This window comes from Leifsonia sp. YAF41, assembly GCF_052113185.1.
In the GTDB taxonomy this organism is placed as follows: domain Bacteria; phylum Actinomycetota; class Actinomycetes; order Actinomycetales; family Microbacteriaceae; genus Cryobacterium.
The window spans coordinates 22607-40684 of the sequence record NZ_JBFRCS010000007.1 but is presented as its reverse complement, the minus strand read 5'-3'; the positions used below and the strand labels follow the sequence as shown (position 1 = coordinate 40684).

The 18078-nt window shown below is 67.4% G+C and carries 13 protein-coding genes; 6 read left to right on the top strand and 7 right to left on the bottom strand.

The annotated features are described in order from the left end of the window. Positions 1–85: 85 nt before the first annotated feature. A complete protein-coding gene (locus AB4Y63_RS07975; RefSeq protein WP_441790519.1) occupies positions 86–1135 on the top strand; it encodes a zinc-dependent alcohol dehydrogenase family protein in 1050 nt (349 codons plus the stop codon). A gap of 216 nt (positions 1136–1351) precedes the next feature. On the opposite strand, the gene AB4Y63_RS07970 is transcribed toward AB4Y63_RS07975, so the two are convergent. Continuing rightward, positions 1352–1945, bottom strand: a complete 594-nt coding sequence (locus tag AB4Y63_RS07970) for a nitroreductase family protein (RefSeq protein ID WP_441790518.1) — start codon at positions 1943–1945, stop codon at positions 1352–1354. A gap of 239 nt (positions 1946–2184) precedes the next feature. On the opposite strand from AB4Y63_RS07970, the gene AB4Y63_RS07965 reads away from it, so the two are divergent. Continuing rightward, positions 2185–2754, top strand: coding sequence for a hypothetical protein (locus AB4Y63_RS07965; protein WP_441790517.1), 570 nt, complete (start codon positions 2185–2187; stop codon positions 2752–2754). 153 nt (positions 2755–2907) lie between these two features. On the opposite strand, the gene AB4Y63_RS07960 is transcribed toward AB4Y63_RS07965, so the two are convergent. The 4 genes from AB4Y63_RS07960 to AB4Y63_RS07945 form a co-directional block, all read right to left on the bottom strand. Continuing rightward, positions 2908–4605, bottom strand: a complete 1698-nt coding sequence (locus AB4Y63_RS07960) for a long-chain-fatty-acid--CoA ligase (RefSeq protein WP_441790516.1) — start codon at positions 4603–4605, stop codon at positions 2908–2910. 121 nt (positions 4606–4726) lie between these two features. Next, positions 4727–5797, bottom strand: a complete 1071-nt coding sequence (locus AB4Y63_RS07955; RefSeq protein ID WP_441790515.1) for a threonine aldolase family protein — start codon at positions 5795–5797, stop codon at positions 4727–4729. Between the two features lie 119 nt (positions 5798–5916). Further along, positions 5917–7101 carry an ABC transporter permease gene (locus AB4Y63_RS07950; RefSeq protein WP_441790514.1) on the bottom strand — a complete coding sequence of 395 codons (1185 nt, stop codon included), beginning with the start codon at positions 7099–7101 and terminating at the stop codon, positions 5917–5919. Continuing rightward, positions 7098–7994, bottom strand: a complete 897-nt coding sequence (locus tag AB4Y63_RS07945; protein ID WP_441790513.1) for an ABC transporter ATP-binding protein — start codon at positions 7992–7994, stop codon at positions 7098–7100. Before AB4Y63_RS07945 ends, AB4Y63_RS07950 begins: the two co-directional genes overlap by 4 nt. Before the next feature lie 237 nt (positions 7995–8231). On the opposite strand from AB4Y63_RS07945, the gene AB4Y63_RS07940 reads away from it, so the two are divergent. Beyond that, positions 8232–10034, top strand: a complete 1803-nt coding sequence (locus AB4Y63_RS07940; protein ID WP_441790512.1) for a hypothetical protein — start codon at positions 8232–8234, stop codon at positions 10032–10034. A gap of 217 nt (positions 10035–10251) precedes the next feature. On the opposite strand, the gene AB4Y63_RS07935 is transcribed toward AB4Y63_RS07940, so the two are convergent. Next, a complete protein-coding gene (locus AB4Y63_RS07935) occupies positions 10252–11118 on the bottom strand; it encodes a helix-turn-helix domain-containing protein (protein WP_441790511.1) in 867 nt (288 codons plus the stop codon). A gap of 90 nt (positions 11119–11208) precedes the next feature. On the opposite strand from AB4Y63_RS07935, the gene AB4Y63_RS07930 reads away from it, so the two are divergent. Together AB4Y63_RS07930 and AB4Y63_RS07925 are read left to right on the top strand one after the other, a co-directional pair. Further along, a complete protein-coding gene (locus AB4Y63_RS07930; RefSeq protein ID WP_441790510.1) occupies positions 11209–14733 on the top strand; it encodes a DUF5107 domain-containing protein in 3525 nt (1174 codons plus the stop codon). A 145-nt stretch (positions 14734–14878) separates the two neighbouring features. Next, a complete protein-coding gene (locus tag AB4Y63_RS07925; protein ID WP_441790509.1) occupies positions 14879–15832 on the top strand; it encodes a hypothetical protein in 954 nt (317 codons plus the stop codon). Positions 15833–16395: 563 nt separating this feature from the next. On the opposite strand, the gene AB4Y63_RS07920 is transcribed toward AB4Y63_RS07925, so the two are convergent. Then, positions 16396–17331: an aldose 1-epimerase family protein gene (locus tag AB4Y63_RS07920; protein ID WP_441790508.1), complete on the bottom strand. Its 936-nt coding sequence runs from the start codon at positions 17329–17331 to the stop codon at positions 16396–16398. A gap of 140 nt (positions 17332–17471) precedes the next feature. Between AB4Y63_RS07920 and AB4Y63_RS07915 the strand changes: the two genes are divergently transcribed. Further along, positions 17472–18008, top strand: a complete 537-nt coding sequence (locus tag AB4Y63_RS07915) for an EXPERA domain-containing protein (protein ID WP_441790507.1) — start codon at positions 17472–17474, stop codon at positions 18006–18008. The last annotated feature ends 70 nt before the right edge of the window (positions 18009–18078 follow it).

The window sequence follows — 18078 nt, the reverse complement described above, 5'->3', positions numbered from 1 at the left end:
GGTCTCGAGACGCGGCCTCCTGCGTCGGCTGCTCCTCGACCAACGATGCTTTCGGGCGGCCGGGCGCGCGGGTTAGGCTCGGAACATGCGTGCAACAGTGATTTACGGTGAACGAGACATCCGCCTCGACGAGGTAGCAGAACCGAAACTTTCGACCGGCGGTGACGCCATCGTGCGCGTCGTTGCCGCGTGCGTGTGCGGTTCCGACCTCTGGCCTTACCGGGGCGTGACGCCGACGACCGAGCCGCACCGCATCGGCCACGAGTTCGTCGGAATCGTGCAGGAGATCGGACCCGATGTGCAGACTGTCGCCGTCGGCGACTTCGTGATCGCACCCTTTTACTCCTGCGACAACACCTGCATCAACTGCCGAAACGGCGTCAGCACCTCCTGCCTGAACGGCGGCTGGTGGGGCTCAGACGACAAGCTCGGCGGCTTCGCGGATGGCGCCCAGGGCGAGCTCGTGCGCGTACCGTTTGCCGATGGAACGCTGGTCGCCACCCCGCAGATGCCGGATGCCGAGCAGGTTCCCGGTCTGCTGACCCTGGCCGACGTGATGGGAACCGGCCACCATGCCGCCGTCTCGGCCGGGGTCACCCTCGGAAGCTCCGTCGTCGTCGTCGGTGACGGCGCGGTTGGGCTCTGCGCGATTATCGCGGCCAAGCGGCTGGGCGCCTCCCGCATCGTTGCAATGTCGCGGCATGCCGACCGGCAGGCGCTCGCGCGCGAGTTCGGCGCCACCGACATCGTGGAGGAGCGCGGCGACGCCGGGGTCGATCGCATCCGCGAGATTTTCGATGGCATCGGCGCGGACTGCGTGCTCGAATGTGTCGGAACGAAGGAGTCGATGGATCAGGCGATCCGTTCGGCCCGTCCGGGTGGGATGGTCGGCTATGTGGGAGCGCCGAACGGTGGCCCAGAGCTGCCGGTGCGCCCGCTGTTCAACCGCAACGTGGGCGTGAACGGCGGCGTCGCACCCGTGCGCGGCTACATCGAGGAGCTTCTGCCCGACGTATTGTCGGGGGAGATTCAGCCGGGGCGTGTCTTCGACCTGCAGCTGCCACTGGCGGATGTCGCCGAGGCGTACGCGGCGATGGACGAGCGTCGGGCGATCAAGGTGTTGTTGCGCCCGTAGTCGTCTCGGCGGCCACGGCTCTCGGGGCCCGACCGTGACAATTTTCGTTGGTCGAGGAGCAGCCGACGGAGGAGGCCGCGTCTCGAGACCCGGCGAGCCGAACTCTGAACGTGGTTGCGTCCCGAGGCCGGCTCGCGAGGTCTCGAGACGCGTGCTCGCAAGCTCGCGCGCTCCTCGACCAACGAGATGGGGGTAGCCGACGTGGGTCGGAGTGACCTAGTCGTTCGCGAGCAGAAGCTCGGCGAGCGGCTTGCGGACGCGCGGCGTCGACTCACGCTCGAGAATCTCGGGGGACATCGTGGCGACATCCGCCAGCTTGCCGAGTGCGATGACCGAGACGACGGTCTGCTTCTCGCTCAAACCGAAGGCTTCGGCGATGGCCGCGGCGTCGAAGCCGCCCATCTGGTGGGTGTGCACACCCTCGTGCTGCGCCTGCACCGAGAGGTGGGCGACGGCCTGGCCGAGGTCGTAGGAGGCCCAGGGGTTGTCCTGCTCCGGCTTCATCGTGGCGTCGGCCACGTTGGCGATCAGCACGGATGCGCTGTCGGCCCAGCTTTTGTTGAAGCCGGTCAGCAGGTCGTGAATCTTTGCGAAGCTGTCGGTTCCGCGGCGGGTGACGATGAAGCGGGCCGGCTGCATGTTCGCGGCGGAGGGAGCCCAGCGGGCGGCCTCGAGCACGGTGGTCAGTGTGGCCTCGTCGATGACGGCGGTGGCGTCGTAGCCGCGCGGGCTCCAACGCTCGGCCAGCGTAGTCAGCAGTGGCGCGTCGGTGTCGGCGAAACGGTTGACGGTGTCAGTGATGAGTGTCATGGGTGTGGTTCTTTCCTCGCGTGGACTGATGGTGCGGGGCGACTCTGACCCAGGGGATACAACCTGTTCGAGGGATAAATATTCCGAAGCTATACATTCTTGAAGAATTCGCCCGGCAGCGAGGCCTCAGCCGTGGACCGCAGGTGCAGAGCGAAGTACCGTGTACGGCATGCGAGCCATTGCGGGGACTTCACCTCGCGTAACCGGCGATGAAGCAATCGCCGACGAAGCAGCCAGCGATGAATGACGCCGGCGCCGACGAGTCGCGTTCCCTGCCGCCGGGCCACCGATGGACGGGGCCGGTCGCAGCGAACGCCGCGAAACCCGTCGCCGTTGTGGCACGGGTGTATCGCACCGAGTATGCGATCTATGGGACCGTGCTCGTCAGCGCGCTGATCGCGGTGGGCTGGAAGTTCAACACCGACTGGGAGGTGCTGGTCTTCACAGTGGGCACGATCGGGGTGTTCTGGCTGTCCCATATCTACTCGGGCGTCGTCGCGCGCGAGGAGACGAGCGGCCCCCGCTGGAAGGCGATCAGCGTCGCCGCGTACCGGTCGGCCCAGCATTCGGTGGGCATGGTCGTCGCGATGCTGCTGCCGGCGTTCTTTCTGCTGCTTGCCGTGATCGGCTGGCTCGATGAGTACGTGGCCTATTACATCGCGCTCTGGGTGGGCGTGGCGATTCTCGCGGTTCTCGGCTACGTGAACTCCACTCGGCGCGGGCAGGGCTGGGGGCTCCGCCTGCTGAGTGCGGCAGTGACGTCGGCGCTCGGGCTGGCCGTGATCTGGTTGAGCACTCTCGTGCACTGAGTTCCATTCGTTGGTCGAGGAGCGCGCGAGCGAAGCGAGCCCGCGTCTCGAGACCTCGTGAGCTGACGTTCAAACGCGGGCACGTCAAGGATCGGCTCGCGGGATCTCGAGACGCGGCCGACTCCGTCGGGCGCTCCTCGATCAACGAGTTCGTCAGTCCGATGTGCGCGTCAGCTGCTCCCGCACCTGTCGGCGCAACACTTTGCCGATCAGCGAATGCGGCAACTCGTCGAGCTGCACGATCTTGCGCGGCACCTTGTAGGCGGAGAGCAGCCCGCGGCAGTGCAGGCGCAACGCCTCGACGTCGAGCGCGGCACCCGGCACGAGCACGACGGCCGCCGTGACATCCTCGCCGCCGGCCGCACTCGGGATGCCCACCACGGCGGAGTCCGCGATCGACGGATGCGTCGACAGGGCTTCCTCGACCTCGGACGGCGCAACGTTGAAGCCGCCGGTGATGATGAGTTCCTTCATCCGGTCGACGATGGTGATGAAGCCGTCGGCAGAGACGCGCACGATGTCGCCTGTGCGCAACCAGCCGTCGGCGAGCAGCACGGATGCCGTCTCGTCTTGGCGGTTCCAATAGCCCGAGAACACCTGCGGTCCGCGAATGAGCAGTTCGCCCTCTTCGTCGAACCCGCGGTCGACGCTCGAATCGTCGGGGTCGGCAACCCGAATCTCAGTGCTCGGGAACGGCACCCCGACGGTGCCGGGGCGTCGGCTCGGCCCGATCGGGTTTCCGGCGGCAACCGGTGACGTCTCGGTCATGCCGTAGCCCTCGACGAGCAGGCCACCGGTGGCGGCCTCCCAGCGGTCCACCGTCGCGACCGGCAGATTCATGGCGCCGGAGATGGCGAAGCGGATGCTGTCCAGGCTGATTTTGCGCTCGGCCGCAGCCCGCACGAGGCGGTCGTAGATCGGCGGAACCGCGGGCAGGAACGTCGGCGGGGTGGTGCGCGCGGCATCCAGCACCAAACCAGGGTCGAACTTGGGAAAGAGCACCAGCCGGGCGCCCATGCTCATCGCGAAGGTGAGGCAGAGGGTGAGGCCGTAGGCGTGGAACATGGGCAGAACCGCGTAGAAAACTTCTTTGCCGTGCTGGAGGCCGGGCACCCACGCCGCGCCCTGCAAGGCGTTCGCGTGCAGATTGAAGTGGGTGAGGATGGCGCCCTTCGGCGATCCGGTGGTGCCGCTCGTGTACTGAAGCACCGCGATGTCGGTGACCGCCGGGCGCGGGTGGGAGCGGCGCAGCGGCCGGGAGGTGACGAGGGTGTCCCAGCTGATCGCACCCTTGCTCAGTTTGGAGGAGGTGAGCGCGGTTCGGGCGGTGCGTGCCTTCTTGATGGGCAGGCGCAGCGCGAGACGTTTGCCGAACGGCATGGCCCGGGTGACGTCGACCGAGATCGTGGCGCGCACGGCAACGTCGCTCGGAAATGCCAGCACGGTGTCGACGACCTTGTCCCAGACGATGGCGACGCGGGCGCCGTGATCCTCGAACTGGTGCCGCAGCTCGCGCGGCGTGTAGAGCGGGTTGTGCTCGACGACTATGGCACCGAGGCGCAGCACCGCATAGAACGCGACGATGTGCTGCGGGCTGTTCGGCAGCACAATGGCGACCCGGTCACCGGCTTTCACGCCGAGTTTCGCGAGGCCGTTCGCAACCCGGGAGATCTGCTCGCCGAGCAGGCTATAGCTGGTGGTCGCGCCGAAGAAATCGAGGGCGATGGCCGACTTGTAGGTCTTCACCGCGGCATCCATCATGTCGATGAGGGAGCCGGTTGGCATTTCGATCGTCGCCGGGACTCCCGTTGCATAGGACGCCAGCCACGGTTTGCTTGCGAAGACGTTCATCGTCGGTACTCCTCAACTAGCTGCGCGGACGCACAGGTCTCAAATCGCGAGAGCGGCCGAATGGCCGCTTCGCGTCTCGTGAAGCGGCCATCTGCCCGCTTTCGCGAGGTGAGGGCGACGATCATGGGGCCGAGAGCTCCCGGCGCAAGGCAGCGATGAACGCATCGATATCATCTTCGCTGGTGTCGAAGCCGCACATCCAACGCACTTCGCGAGTGGCCGGGTTCCAGTCGTAGAACCGGAACGACTCGCGCAGGCGATCGGCGACCCCGGCGGGCAGGATGGCGAAGACCGCGTTGGACTGCGTGGCCTGCGTGAACGAGAGGCCGTGCAGTGAACCGTCAGCGAGGCCGGCTTCGAGAGCGCTGCGCAAGCGCTGCGCCATCTCGTTGGCGTGGCCGGCGTTCTTCAGATAGAGGTCGCCCTCAAGCAGAGCGATGAACTGGGCCGAGACGAAGCGCATCTTCGAGGAGAGCTGCATATTGAGCTTGCGCAGGTACTTCAGGCCGGTGGATGCGGCGGGGTTCAGCACCACGATGCACTCGCCGAGCATCATGCCGTTCTTGGTGCCGCCGAAGCTCAGCACGTCGACGCCGGCGTCGCGCGTGAAGGCGCGGAACGGCACGCCGAGGCTGGCCGCCGCGTTCGAGATGCGCGCACCATCCATGTGCAGGCTCATGCCGTGCGCGTGAGCGTAATCGGCGATTGCCCGCACTTCGTCGGGCGTGTACGCGGTGCCGAGCTCGGTGGTCTGCGTGATCGACACGACGAGCGGCTGTGCGCGGTGTTCGTCGCCCCAGCCCCAGGCTTCCTGGGCGATGAGTTCGGGGGTGAGCTTGCCGTCGGGCGTCGCGACGGCGAGCAGTTTGAGGCCGCCGACGCGCTCGGGGGCGCCGCCCTCATCGGAGTTGATGTGCGCGGTCGTCGCGCAGATGACCGCACCCCAGCGCGGAACCATCGACTGCAGTCCGGTGACGTTGGCGCCGGTTCCGTTGAACACCGGGAAAGCTTCGACGCCCTCACCGAAGTGGCTGACGAAGACCTCGTTGAGCCGGGCCGTGTAGACATCGTCGCCATAAGCGATCTGATGTGCGCCGTTCGCGGTGGCGATGGCCTCAAGAATCTGCGGGTGGATGCCCGAGTAGTTATCGGATGCGAAGCCGCGGGACGTCAGGTCATGGAGTTGGGTCACTTCTCTATCCTCCCGCACATCGGCACGGCGATTCTATGCGTGGGTTGCATGAAATCTGCGGGGAACCGACCCGCGACGCAGCATCCGCTTGTCAGCGTGCGCGGATGCTGCGGATCGGGTTAACCGCGCAACGCCTCCTTGAGGGTGACCCGGCCGCCCATGCGCAGCAGCGAGTTCGAGTAGATGCGGGAACCGAGCACGATCACGACGAGAGTCGTCGCAATGAGGATGAGAAGGGAGAGCAACGGCTCCCACCATTCGGCCGCGCCGAGGAAGATGCGCATCGGCATTCCGACCGGGGCGCTGAACGGAACGTAGGACATGATCGTCATCACCGTCGGATTGTCGTTGAAGAAGATGACCAGAAAATAGGGCAGCATCACGAGCATCATCACGGGGGAGGTGACCGAGCCGACATCCTCTTGCCTCGACACCATCGAGGCGGTCGCGGCGTAGAGGGCGGCGAGCAGCACGAAACCGAACGCGAAGAACACGGCGAACCAGACGACCGACGGTCCGAGGTCGGCCAGCAGCACGCGTTGGCCGGTGAAGGCCATGGCACTGGAGATCAGTATTCCGATCAGAGCGATCTGGGCGAACGCCATGATGCTGTTGCCCACGATCTTGCCCGCCAGAAGTGCGCGCACCGGGATGGCCGACATGAGAATTTCGACGACCCGGGTCTGCTTTTCTTCGACCACGCTCTGCGCGATGGTGGTTCCGAAAGTCATCGCGGAGACGAAGAACACCAGCCCGAAGCCGATGGCGACGAGGTAGCTCATGAAGCCGTTCTGGCTGGGCGGCTCGAGTAGTTCGACGCCGGGGCTGACGCTGAGCGCACCCATCACCCCGCTCGGTGCCGAGTCGAGGGCGATCACTGCGATGTCGAGCGGGGAGCCCGCGGCTGTGGCCGGCACGATCGCCGCGTCTACCGAACCGTCGCGCACCAGCGCCTCGGCGTCGGCAACGCTCTCGGCCGGCACCGCTTCGAGGGCGGGGTTCGTCGCGATCACGTCGGCGGCCGAACCGACGACGGCCACCTTCGGCAGCGTGGGGTTGGCGCTGGCGATTCCGCCCGCGACGACGGAGCCGACGGCGAGCAGCAGCAGGATTCCGGTGGAGATCAGAAACGCCTTGCTGCGGATGCGCGCCATGATCTCGCGGGTCGAGACAAGCCAAATGCTCTGACCGAGGCTGGGGGCGGGGCGTGTGGTGCGGGGGCGGATGCCGGTGCTGGAGGCGCTGGCGTTGTTGCTGCTGCTGCCGTTGACGTTGTCGGTCGTGGTGGCCGGGGTGGCGTTCATCGAACGACCTCCTTGAAGATGGTGGCGAGCGACGGGCGTTGGGGGCCGAACGAGGTTACGCCTCCCCGGCCGAGGGCCAGAGAGAGAACCGACTGGCTAGCGGCATCCGTCTCGGCGTGGAAGACGGCGAAGCCGCCGACGACGTGAACGACCTCGATGCCGGACACGTGGTGGATCCAGTCGGCGTCGTCGGCAACCTGAATCTCGAAGAGCGGGGTGCTGAACTGCTCGCGGAGCGCTTCGCTGTGGCCGGCGGCGCGGATCTGACCGTCGGCGATGATGACCAGATCGTCGCAGAGCCGTTCGACGATATCGAGCTGGTGTGAGGAGAAGAGCACCGGAACGCCGCTGGCCGCGTAGTCCTTGAGCACACCCTGCACGGCTTCGACGGCCATCGGGTCGAGGCCGGAAAACGGTTCGTCGAGCACGAGAAACTCGGGGTCGTGCACGAGCGCCGCGGCGATCTGGGCACGCTGCTGGTTGCCGAGGGAAAGCGCTTCGACCGCGTCGCCGGCGCGCTCGCCGAGGCCGAGACGCTCGAGAAGTTCGGCCGTGTTGCGGCGGGCTTCTGCGGGGCTGAGACCGTGCAGGCGGGCCAAGTAGACGAGCTGCTCGGCGACTTTCATCTTGGGGTAGAGGCCACGCTCCTCGGGCATGTAGCCGAATCGGCGGCGGTCGCCGGCGGTGAGCGGAACGCCGTCGAGCAGCACAGAGCCGGCGTCCGGGCCGGCATCGGCCTCCAGCACACCGAGAATGATGCGCATCGTGGTGGTCTTGCCCGCCCCGTTTCCCCCAACGAATCCGGTCATTCGCCCGTTGCCGACGGTAAAGCTCACGTCGCGCAGCACGTGGCGATTGCCATAGTGCTTGTTGATGTTTCTGATCTCCAGCATGAGTTCCCCTTCATCTGCCGATGACCTCAGGCTAGCGAGTGGGCCGGGGGTCGGGCATCCGTCGCGGGGCTGACCCATGCGCGGGCGGTGTGGCTAACTCCTGCAATCCTGCCGGGTGGCAGAAAAGTTCCGCATGATTCCGGGGGTGGTGACGCTCGACATCCGGGATTGCAGGAGTTAGCCACGGGGCGCGGGGACGAGGGCCGGTAGGTTGGAGCGGAACCGGGGGGAACGCGTATGGGGAGTGACGGTAATTCAGACGACGGCGAGCGGCACGACGGCAGTACGCACGACGGCCGTCCCAGCGACTCCAGCCCGCAGCCGAACACGGATCACGCGACGGATGCCGACGGCGACGTGACGACACCGCGCACGTCGGCCGCAGCACGGCTCGACCGCCCCGGGGCAATCTTGCCCGGGCGCACGGTCGGCCAGTCGTTCACCAAGGCGCTCGCCGTCGGAGCGCTGCTCGGCAGCGGGATCGGGCTGGTCAGCGGTCTAGTTCTCGGCGCGACCGAGATGGGCGGCGGTGGGGCAATTTTCACGCTGATGGTGGGGCTGGCCGGCGCTCTAATCGGAGTATTCGTGGGCCTGGCCTGCGGGTGTGGTGCGGCGCTCGCCGTGCTCGCCGCGGTCTGGCTCGGTGCGACTGGCCGATCGGTGAAGAGCGTGGCTGGCGCCGTCGGCGCCGTTCTCAGCGTTCTCTCCGTCGCCGCCATCGTCGAGGGCAACGGTCGGCCCATCCTGACGGGGGGTCTGGCGTTCGGGGCGGCGGGTGCATTTCTCATGCTGGCGGCCGCAGCGGCGGCTGCGCTCAGCATCAGCGTTCTCGATTCAGAGCCGCGGCGAGCGGCAGCGGTGTCGACCGCGCGGGCACCTCAGTCCTCAACGACAGCGCAGGCATCGCCAGCAACGACGGCATCGACCGCGGCATCGACCGGCGTCGCAGGAGACCCCGGCCCGGATCTTCGCCGGGGACCGCCTCCGATTCCCCAGCGTCCGAGCCGCGACAATGCCGGTGTGCCTGAACCGATCGCGGGCCAGGGATTGGGATCGAACGATCCCATCGTCGTGGCACCCGATGCCGGACACGGTGAACGCACGCGCTCCCTCAACCGAGCGCGGCATTTGCGTAGCGTGGCTGTGGTTCTCGGCGTCCTCGGCTTAATTTCTGTGCCGTGGATGCTGCTGGTACTGGGGTCGGTGTTCGGCGGGGCAATCGAACAGTTTCCCGAGCGAGTTGCGGCCTGGTACGTGGCACAATCCTTCGTTGCCGCAGCGATTCCTGCCGGTGCGCTCGGCTTCGCCGTGGCGTCAAGCATCGCCGGACGACGGGCGAGACAGGCCGGCGCGAGCGACGTCGACCTCACGCCGACGTCGGGCGGTGTCGCGGTGCTGACCGGCTGCATTCTCGCTGTGACCTTGCTCTGCGGGATGGCGCTCCTCGGCGCGGTGTCGGAGTCACGGGACGCCGCCGCTGAGCAGCAATCGTGGCACAACCTCGACGGCCCTCCCGACTACCAGGAGCAGCAGCAGTCACTTCCCCAACCCGCCGAGGTTGTCCCCGACGAGTCGGCCACGCAATTGAGCGTCATCGAGGTCGAGGCGGGCATGCAGACACTGCTCGATGTCGCCGTGGCTGCCGCCGGCCCGTCAGCGGTCTGGACGATTTCGAACGGTGACGGCACGAGCAGTGCACTCAGCGAGACGCCCGCGGATGCGCCGGCCATCGTGACCGTCGAGACCTCCGCCAACAACGCAGGGATGTCGTACATCTATCCCGACGTGAGTTTCACCACCGGGGTGATCACCGACACGTCAAGCGACGAGCATGACCGTGAGATCACCGACGGAAACGTCGCGGCGGCGGAGCGGATCGTTGCGGCGTGGGAGGCGCTCGGGTACAACGAAGACAGCGGACTCGGCGGCAACATCGACCTCGCCGGGGGAGTCGATCTCCCGGCCACGAGCCTCCACGTGCGCTACTCGTTCGGCCTGGTCACGCTCGTGCGGGTCGGCCAATGCCTTCCGGTGGGGTGACCAACCGCCATCCTCCCGGCGCGTTTGTGTGGCTAACTCAGGAAATCCTGCTGTGCGGCAGAAAAGTGCCGCGTGATTCTGCGGGTGCTTGCGCCTGACATCCGGAATTGCAGGAGTTAACCACCGACGTGACGGGCAACAGCCACCGCCACCGCCGCCACCGCCACCGCGCCGGGCCGCCGCACCCGCCGCCGCCTACACAGGAGAGCGAAGCGAGTCACCCCTTACGCTGCGCCCGGTACTGCTGTGCCGTCGTGCCGTGCACCGCACGAAACTGACGCGAAAAATAGAACGGGTCGGCGTAGCCGATGCCCTCGGCAATGCGAGCGACGGGCAGGTCTGTGGTGTCGAGAAGCTCGCGTGCCCGAGCCATCCGTAACTGGGTTTGGTACTGCAGAACCGGCAGGCCGACCTGCGTGCGAAACAGCGTCGCGAAATGCGACGGGCTGAGCCGGGCCATTCCCGCGAGCTCGGTCACGGTGACCCGGTCGGACAGGTTGCTGCGCAGGTAGCTCTTGGCGCGGTCGATGACCGTGGTCTGCGCGGTCGGGGCGCCGGCCCCCGAGGTGAGCAGTGCCAGCAGATGCCAGGCGGCACCGGATGCCGCGAGCAGGTTCGCGGAGCCGAGGTCACGTTCCATCTGCTGCACGACGTCTTCGACCAGCGTGACCAGGCGGTAGACGTTGCTGACCGTGCGCACGGGTGACGCGACGGTGAATTCCGAGGCGGCCAGGAACTCCGACACGTCACTGCCGTTCAGGTGCAACCACCACACCGTCCACGGATCGTCCTGTTCGCTCCCGTAGGCGTGAGGCACCTCCGGCGGCAGCACGAGTACCTGACCCTTCTCGATCGCATGCGTGACGCCGTCGAGCGTGCACCAGCCCGTGCCCGAGGTGCAGACAATGATCACCGCCTGGTCGATGGGCTCAATCCGCTGCAATCCATGGGAACGAGCCTCGGGAAAGTAGCCGCAGTCCGTGACCAGCAGATGACGGGTGCCCGGCTGCTGCAGCGCCTCCCTGACACGGGGTCGGGGCAGCACAAACAGGCGTTGTCCGGGGAAACCGTCGGCGATGACCATCCGCCTAGCATTCCAGAAATCAGCGTTTTGTCCATTTCTTCCGACAGATCGACCATTCCCCGGCCCCGAACCGGCTTTTAGGGTTTCGATATGCAGAATGAACTTCACGAGGCAGCGCGCGACAGCGCCACGCCTGACGCCGCCTGTGACGCCGCCCCTGACGCCACACTCGACGCTGTGCTCCCTGAAGCGATCTCCACCATCCAGCTCCCCGCCGTGCCGACCGAGCTGCAGGATGCCGGCGTCGCCTGCTGGAGCGAACCGCTGGTGATCGACACCTACCTGCCACTCGCCCCGGACGCCCTTCCCGCCTTTCTTGAGCAGCGCGTGTACCAGGGCTCCAGCGGCCGGGTCTATCCGCTCCCGTTCCACGAGCGCATCAGCCAGACCAAGACTCCGCACGCCTGGCAGGCCGTGCACCTGGAGAACCAGTGGGTGCGCCTGGTGATCCTGCCCGAGCTCGGCGGACGCATCCACATCGGCTACGACAAGGTCGCCGACTACGACTTCTTCTATCGCAACAACGTCATCAAGCCGGCCCTCGTCGGGCTGGCCGGCCCGTGGATCTCCGGCGGTATCGAGTTCAACTGGCCGCAACATCACCGCCCGGCCACCTTCCTGCCGACCGAATTCGAAATCGAGCACGAAGCCGACGGCGCCGTCACGGTCTGGTGCTCCGACCACGACCCCTTCACCCGGATGAAGGGCATGCACGGCATCCGGCTGCGGCCCACCAGCGCGGCGATCGAGGCCCGCGTGCGCCTCTACAACCGCACTGACGAAACCCAGACCTTCCTCTGGTGGGCCAACGTGGCTGCGGCCGTCGACGACGACTACCAGGCGTTCTTTCCCACGGATGTGCGCCAGATCGCCGATCACGCCAAGCGGGCAACGGCCAGCTACCCGGCGGTCGAGGGCCGCTACTACGGCGTCGATTACCCGGCCCAGAAGACCGAGGCGACGCCCGACGGCGACCGGCTCGACTGGTACCGCAACATCCCGGTGCCCACGTCGTACATGGTGACCGACACGCAAGACGACTTCTTCGGCGGTTACGACCACGGCCGCGGCGCTGGGTTCGTCTATTGGGCCGACCGGCACATTGCGCCGGGCAAGAAGATGTGGACCTGGGGCAACGCCCCCTTCGGCCACGCCTGGGATGCCAGTCTCACCGACACCGACGGCCCCTACATTGAGCTGATGGCCGGGGCATTCACCGACAACCAGCCCGACTTCTCCTACCTCGCCCCCGGGGAGACCAAGACCTTCAGTCAGTACTGGTACCCGATTCACGGGATCGGACCGGCTCACCAGGCCACCAACCGGGTCGCGGTCAGCCTCGAGGTGACGCCGGGAGCAGCATCCGCGGCATCCGCGGCGTCCGCAGCCTCTGACGCCGAGCGAACAACCGTCATCGCGATCGGCGTCGCCGTCGCCGAGGACCTGGCTGGATGCGTCGTCGAACTCCGCAGCGACGCCGACGGCATCCTGAGCAGCACGACGCATGACCTCGCCCCCGGCCTGCCGCTGCTGCAGACCCTGACCGAAGCCGGCAGTCACGAGGCGACGGCGCTGACCCTCACCGTGAGCCACGCGGGAACCGAGTTGATCAGCTGGCGCCCCCGCGCGGATGCGTCCAACGACGCAGAAATCGCCGGCGCCGCCACCGAGCCGCCGCTGCCCACCGAGATCGAATCGATCGACGAACTCTTCTTCACCGGGCAGTACCTGCACCAGTACCGTCACGCCAACCGGTTCCCGGAACCGTACTGGCGCGAGGCGCTGCGCCGCGACCCGCATGACGTGCGCTCGAACATCGCCCTCGCCGAGCGCCTGCTCTGGGCCGGTGCCGAGGCCGAAGCCGAGCAGCTGCTGCGCACGGCCATCGACCGACTGGTCTCCCGGGTCTCCAACCCCGCCGACGGCGAAGCGCACTACCGCCTCGGCGTTCTGCTCGAGCGGCAGGGCCGTGACGCGGAAGCCGAGGGGTACCTGGCCAAAGCGACCTGGAACTCGGCCTGGCGGGTGCCCGCCCACTACGCCCTCGCCCGCGTGAAAACCCGGGCCGGCAGCTTCAGCGCCGCCGAATCCGATCTGCGCGAGGTCTTGCGGCTCGACGGCTCGCACCTGCAGGCCGCCGATCTGCTCGCCGCGGTGCTTCGCCGGTTGGGCCGCGAGACCGAGGCGACCGCGCGGGTGGCGGCGACCCTGGCCATCGATCCGCTCGACCAGTGGGCGCGCGACCTGGCCGGCCTGCCGGTCACCGCCGACGCCCCCACCCTGCTCGACGTCGCCCTCGACTACGCCCGGGCGGGACTGATCGACGACGCGCTGCGGGTGCTGGACGCCGCAGCCGCCGCATCCGCCGCCACGGCTCTCGGCCAGGTGCAGGTTGGTCCGCTGGTTCAGTACCACCGCGCCGCCCTGCTTGACGCCCAGGCGCTGCCCGAGCAGGCTGCCGCAGCGCGTGCGTCGGCCCAGAGCGTCAACGCCGAGTTCTGCCAGGCGTCGCGCGCAGACGACATCCGGGTGCTCACCGCGGCCCTCGCTGCCGACCCCGCCGACGCCCTCGCCGCCACCCTGCTCGGCAACTGGCACTACGACAAGCGCAACTACGCGACCGCGATCGGATATTGGGAGCAGGCTGTTCAGACCGAGGGGGCAACGGATGCCGCACGGCCCGACACCGCCCAGCCCGACACCGCTCTGCTCGATACCACTCTGCCGAACTCCGGCTCGTCGTCGAGCCGCATCCAGGTGATGGCTCAGCGCAACCTCGGCATCGCCGCCTACAACGTGCGGGGTGACGGCCCGGCCGCCCGCGCTCACTATCGGGCTGCCCGAGCCGTCGCTCCCACCGACGCCAAGTTGCTCTACGAAGCCGACCAGCTGGCCGCTCGACTCGGCGATTCAGCAGCCGAACGGCTGCGGCTCCTGGCCGGGCAGATCGACCTGGTCTCCTCCCGCGACGACCTCACGGTTGTCTACGCCAACCTGCTCACCGCGACGGGCGACCCGGCTGCGGCGCGCGATCTGCTCGCCGCGCGCGCGTTCCAGCCATGGGAAGGCGGTGAAGGGCAGGCCCTTGCCGCCTGGGATGCCGCGCATCTCGCCCTGGCCGAGACGGCAGTGGCCGACGGCGACGCCCCGCAGGCAGTGCGACTGATCGAAGACGCCCTGCTGAGCCCGGCCTCGCTCGGTGAGGCGCGGCATCCGCTCGCGAATTCAGCGCGATTGCACTTGCAGCTCGGGGATGCGCTGGCCGCGGCCGGTGACGCAACGGGCGCCGACGCGGCCTGGGGTCGTTCGGCCTCGTTCCGCGGCGACTTCGTGCAGATGAACGTGCAACCGTTCAGCACGCAGACCTTCTACTCGGTGCTCGCCTTGGCGCGACTCGGCCGGCACGACGAGGTCGAGGCGCTCAGCGCGGGGCTCGCCGATTATGTCGACGAGTTGTCGACGACCCGGGCCACGATCGACTACTTCGCCACCTCCCTGCCCACGATGCTGCTCTTCACCGACGACCCCCAGGCCGCCAGGGAAGCCGACATTGCACTTATGCGTGAGCAGCTTCATAAACTTGGCAGCTTGCTGCCCAAGACGGTCGCCCTGTGACGGCCACTCGACGGGAACGCGTTCTGGCGGAACGTGGCGACGCCCGGTCTGACCGTGACCACTGTGGTCATTCGGCAAATGCGCTCGGGCGATCGCTCGATCGGGCTCCCTGCGTGATCGCGTGTGTGACTGAGCGAGTCACGGCGTGAACTGGGAGGTGGCCGGTCAGGGACTGCGCTGCACCGTTGACGCAGAGCACGGTGGGCGCATCGTCAGTCTTCGGTCTGACCAAGCAGAGTGGCTTGCGCCCAGCTATCCGAGCGACCAGCCAGGCCTCGGCGCGCCGTTCGTCCACGCAGGAATGGGCGGGTGGGACGAGGTTGCTCCGTCAGTGCAAGCCGATGCTCTGCCCGACGGAACGTCCGTTCCCGACCACGGCGACCTGTGGAATGTGCCCTGGGTCGTCGAGTCGGCGTCGGCCGACGCGCTCGTCATGGCCGTCGAACTCACCAGCCTGCCGGTCACGGTGCGGCGCACCATCCGGGCGACGGATCCCGGGCTGCGGTTCGAATACACCGCGACGACCGACGCGATGGGGGAGTACCCGCTGTTGTGGTGTGCGCATCCGCAGTTCAGCGCCGGCCCGCACGCGACGCTGACGCTGGGTCTCGCCGGGCGCGAGATCAGGCCGGAGCTGGTCGAGGAGTATCCGAACGGCGGGGCTCGGCTGGAGTTCCCGGTGCGGACGCTGCACGGCATGCTCTCCCCGGAAACCTCGGTCAAGGCATTCCTGCCGCCCGGCGTCACGGCGGATTCCGCAACCCTGAATCTCGGCGGAGAGCAGTCGTTGCGGCTGAGCTGGGATCCGACCGCACTTCCGTATCTCGGCCTGTTCTGGGACAACGGCGAGTTTGCTGCGGATCCTGTGCTGGCGATTGAGCCCGCGACGGGGTGGGGCGACTCGCTCTCGCAGGCCGTGGCATCCGGTCAAATCATGTCGGTCTCGGCCGCGGCGCCGATGCGCTGGCACCTCGACCTCGCGGCCATCCCTGCAGTACCTTCAGTGCCGGAGTGGCTAATTCAGGAAATCCTGCCGACGGGCAAATCTGGGCCGCGTGATTCCGGGGCTTCTGTCGCGCACCATCCGGGGATTGCCTGAGTTAGCCCCCGAACGAACTCGGCAACTTCGAGCGGATGCGGGTGGTCGCGTAGGCCAGGCGCCGAGGGAGGGTGTGGCTAACTCCGGTAATCCTGCCGGCCAGAAGATTTGGGCCGCGTGATTCCGGGGCTTCTGTCGCGCACCATCCGGGATTACCTGAGTTAGCCCCCGAATGCACACGGGAGTGTGGAGCGGATGTGGGTGGCCGGGGAGACCAGCCGGCCGGGGAACGTGTGGCTAATTCAGGAGATCCTGCCGGCGGGCGGATACTGGCCGCGTGATTCCGGGGCTTCTGTCGCGCGGCATCCGGGATTGCCTGAGCTAGCCACCGAACGGGCACCGGACCGGCAACCCTCGCCGAGATTGAGACTTGCGGTCGAGTTGCCCAGGTAGAACAGGGCAACTCGACCGGAACGCGCAAACTCGGTGCAGACCGGCGACCGGCAGACCGGCAACCCTCGCCGAGATTGAGACTTGCGGTCGAGTTGCCCAGGTAGAACAGAGCAACTCGACCGGAACGCGCAAACTCGGTGCAGACCGGCGACCGGCGACCGGCGAAAAGCCTAGATCGCGGCGATCGTCCAGCCGACCGAGGCGAGCTGACCCGGCTTCAGCATGATCAGGTCGGTTCCCGAATTGAACGCGTCGGGCGGGCAGGTCATCGGCTCAACGGCGAGGCTCCCGCGGTTGAAGGCGGGGTCGGGCTGGTCGGCCGTGTACAGCTGTACCCAGCGGCAGCCGGTGCTCCAGCGCATCGCGACACCGGTACCGGATGGCGCAGTCAGCCGCACCTCGGCGATGCCATCCTCGTCGCGGCTCAGACCGGTGAAGGCGTGGTCGATCATGGTGCCGCCGACGACGCGGGGTGTGCGGAAGTCGAGCGCGCCGTCTCCCTCGGTGGCGACATCCGCCAGCCCGATCGGAATCAGCCGCTCATCGGTGACGGTGAGCACGCGCTCGGCGGGCAGGGTGAGCGTCCAGTCGTCGACGGTGCCCTCGCCCGCGATCAGGTACGGGTGCGGGCCGGTGCCGTAGGGCGCGGAATCCGGGCCGACATTGCGGGCCATCATCGTGGTGCGGAGTCCGTCGGCGTCGAGCGTGTATTCGACCCGCAGCTGCAGGCGGTAGGGGTAGCCGGTCTGAGGCTCAATAGTCGAGGCGAGCACGACGCGCGACGGCGAATCCGCCGACGGCTCCTCGAGCGCGATGAAGTCGAGCCAGCCGGCGAGTCCGTGCAGGGCGTGCCCGCGATCCGGCTCGGTGAGGCTCAGCTGGTGGGTGACGCCGTCCTGCGTGTAGCGTCCGTCGACGATCCGGTTCGGCCAGGGGGCGAGGATGGCGCCGCGAAACCCGGGGCGCACCTCGTTGGCGTCGAACGGCACGATCAGGTCGCGCCCGGCGTGCGTGAGTGTGCGCAGGGTCGCGCCGACACTTGCGACGGTGGCGGTGTAGTCACCGAAGGAGAGCTCGAACTGGGTGCCGGAAAGCGGAATCGTCATCTGTCAATTCTGCCGGTGATTCGGCAGGCCGGTGACGCATCTGCGCGCCGAGTCGGCGGCAGCGCAGGGCCGATGCCTGACATGGGTCAGACTATCCCGGCGGGTTGCGGCGTGGCGAACCCGGACTAATGTGATCTGGCATGCAGCCCCCTGCGCCGAGTCCCGTTCAGCCGACGACCCTCGCGCCGTCGCTGCGGCTCCGCGATCGACCCATCGACATCCTTCTCATCGCGCTCTTCTCGGCCTTCACGGTCACCTCGTTGATCAGCGATCTGCTGCCCACGCTCGGCGTCGACATCTCAGCTCCGTCGAGCAACTTCTTCGTGAACTCGAACTGGTGGTACGCCCACGACACCGATCCACTGTTCGCGCATCCGCCGGTCTGGATGCGCATCGTCACCGGTCTGTCGGCGTTCCTCTATATGCCGTTCTACATCGTGCTCGTCGTCTCGCTCGTCCGCGGCTGGAACTGGATTCAGCTGCCCAGCGTGATCTACGCGACGATGATCGCCTCAATCACGGGGATCATCGTGTTCGGTGTCGAGTTCTTCGGCGAGGCGCAATGGCGCACACCCAACCCGGTCAAGTTTCTGGCATTCAACCTGCCCTACGTGCTGGTGCCGATCCTGTTGCTCGTGCGGATGCGCAAACCGCTGCCGTTCGCGCGTCGGTTCTAGCGGTCGTCACGCGCTCGCGGCACGCGCTCGCGGCACGCGCTCGCGGCCCACGCGTGCGCTCAGAACGTCG

Excerpts from the sequence above, each read along its gene's own strand:
- AB4Y63_RS07915 (WP_441790507.1), top strand. The coding sequence starts at position 17,472 with ATGCAGCCCCCTGCGCCGAGTCCCGTTCAGCCGACGACCCTCGCGCCG.
- AB4Y63_RS07930 (WP_441790510.1), top strand. The coding sequence starts at position 11,209 with ATGCAGAATGAACTTCACGAGGCAGCGCGCGACAGCGCCACGCCTGAC.
- AB4Y63_RS07975 (WP_441790519.1), top strand. The coding sequence starts at position 86 with ATGCGTGCAACAGTGATTTACGGTGAACGAGACATCCGCCTCGACGAG.
- AB4Y63_RS07950 (WP_441790514.1), bottom strand. The coding sequence starts at position 7,101 with ATGAACGCCACCCCGGCCACCACGACCGACAACGTCAACGGCAGCAGC.
- AB4Y63_RS07945 (WP_441790513.1), bottom strand. The coding sequence starts at position 7,994 with ATGCTGGAGATCAGAAACATCAACAAGCACTATGGCAATCGCCACGTG.
- AB4Y63_RS07920 (WP_441790508.1), bottom strand. The coding sequence starts at position 17,331 with ATGACGATTCCGCTTTCCGGCACCCAGTTCGAGCTCTCCTTCGGTGAC.
- AB4Y63_RS07960 (WP_441790516.1), bottom strand. The coding sequence starts at position 4,605 with ATGAACGTCTTCGCAAGCAAACCGTGGCTGGCGTCCTATGCAACGGGA.
- AB4Y63_RS07935 (WP_441790511.1), bottom strand. The coding sequence starts at position 11,118 with ATGGTCATCGCCGACGGTTTCCCCGGACAACGCCTGTTTGTGCTGCCC.
- AB4Y63_RS07970 (WP_441790518.1), bottom strand. The coding sequence starts at position 1,945 with ATGACACTCATCACTGACACCGTCAACCGTTTCGCCGACACCGACGCG.
- AB4Y63_RS07940 (WP_441790512.1), top strand. The coding sequence starts at position 8,232 with ATGGGGAGTGACGGTAATTCAGACGACGGCGAGCGGCACGACGGCAGT.
- AB4Y63_RS07965 (WP_441790517.1), top strand. The coding sequence starts at position 2,185 with ATGAATGACGCCGGCGCCGACGAGTCGCGTTCCCTGCCGCCGGGCCAC.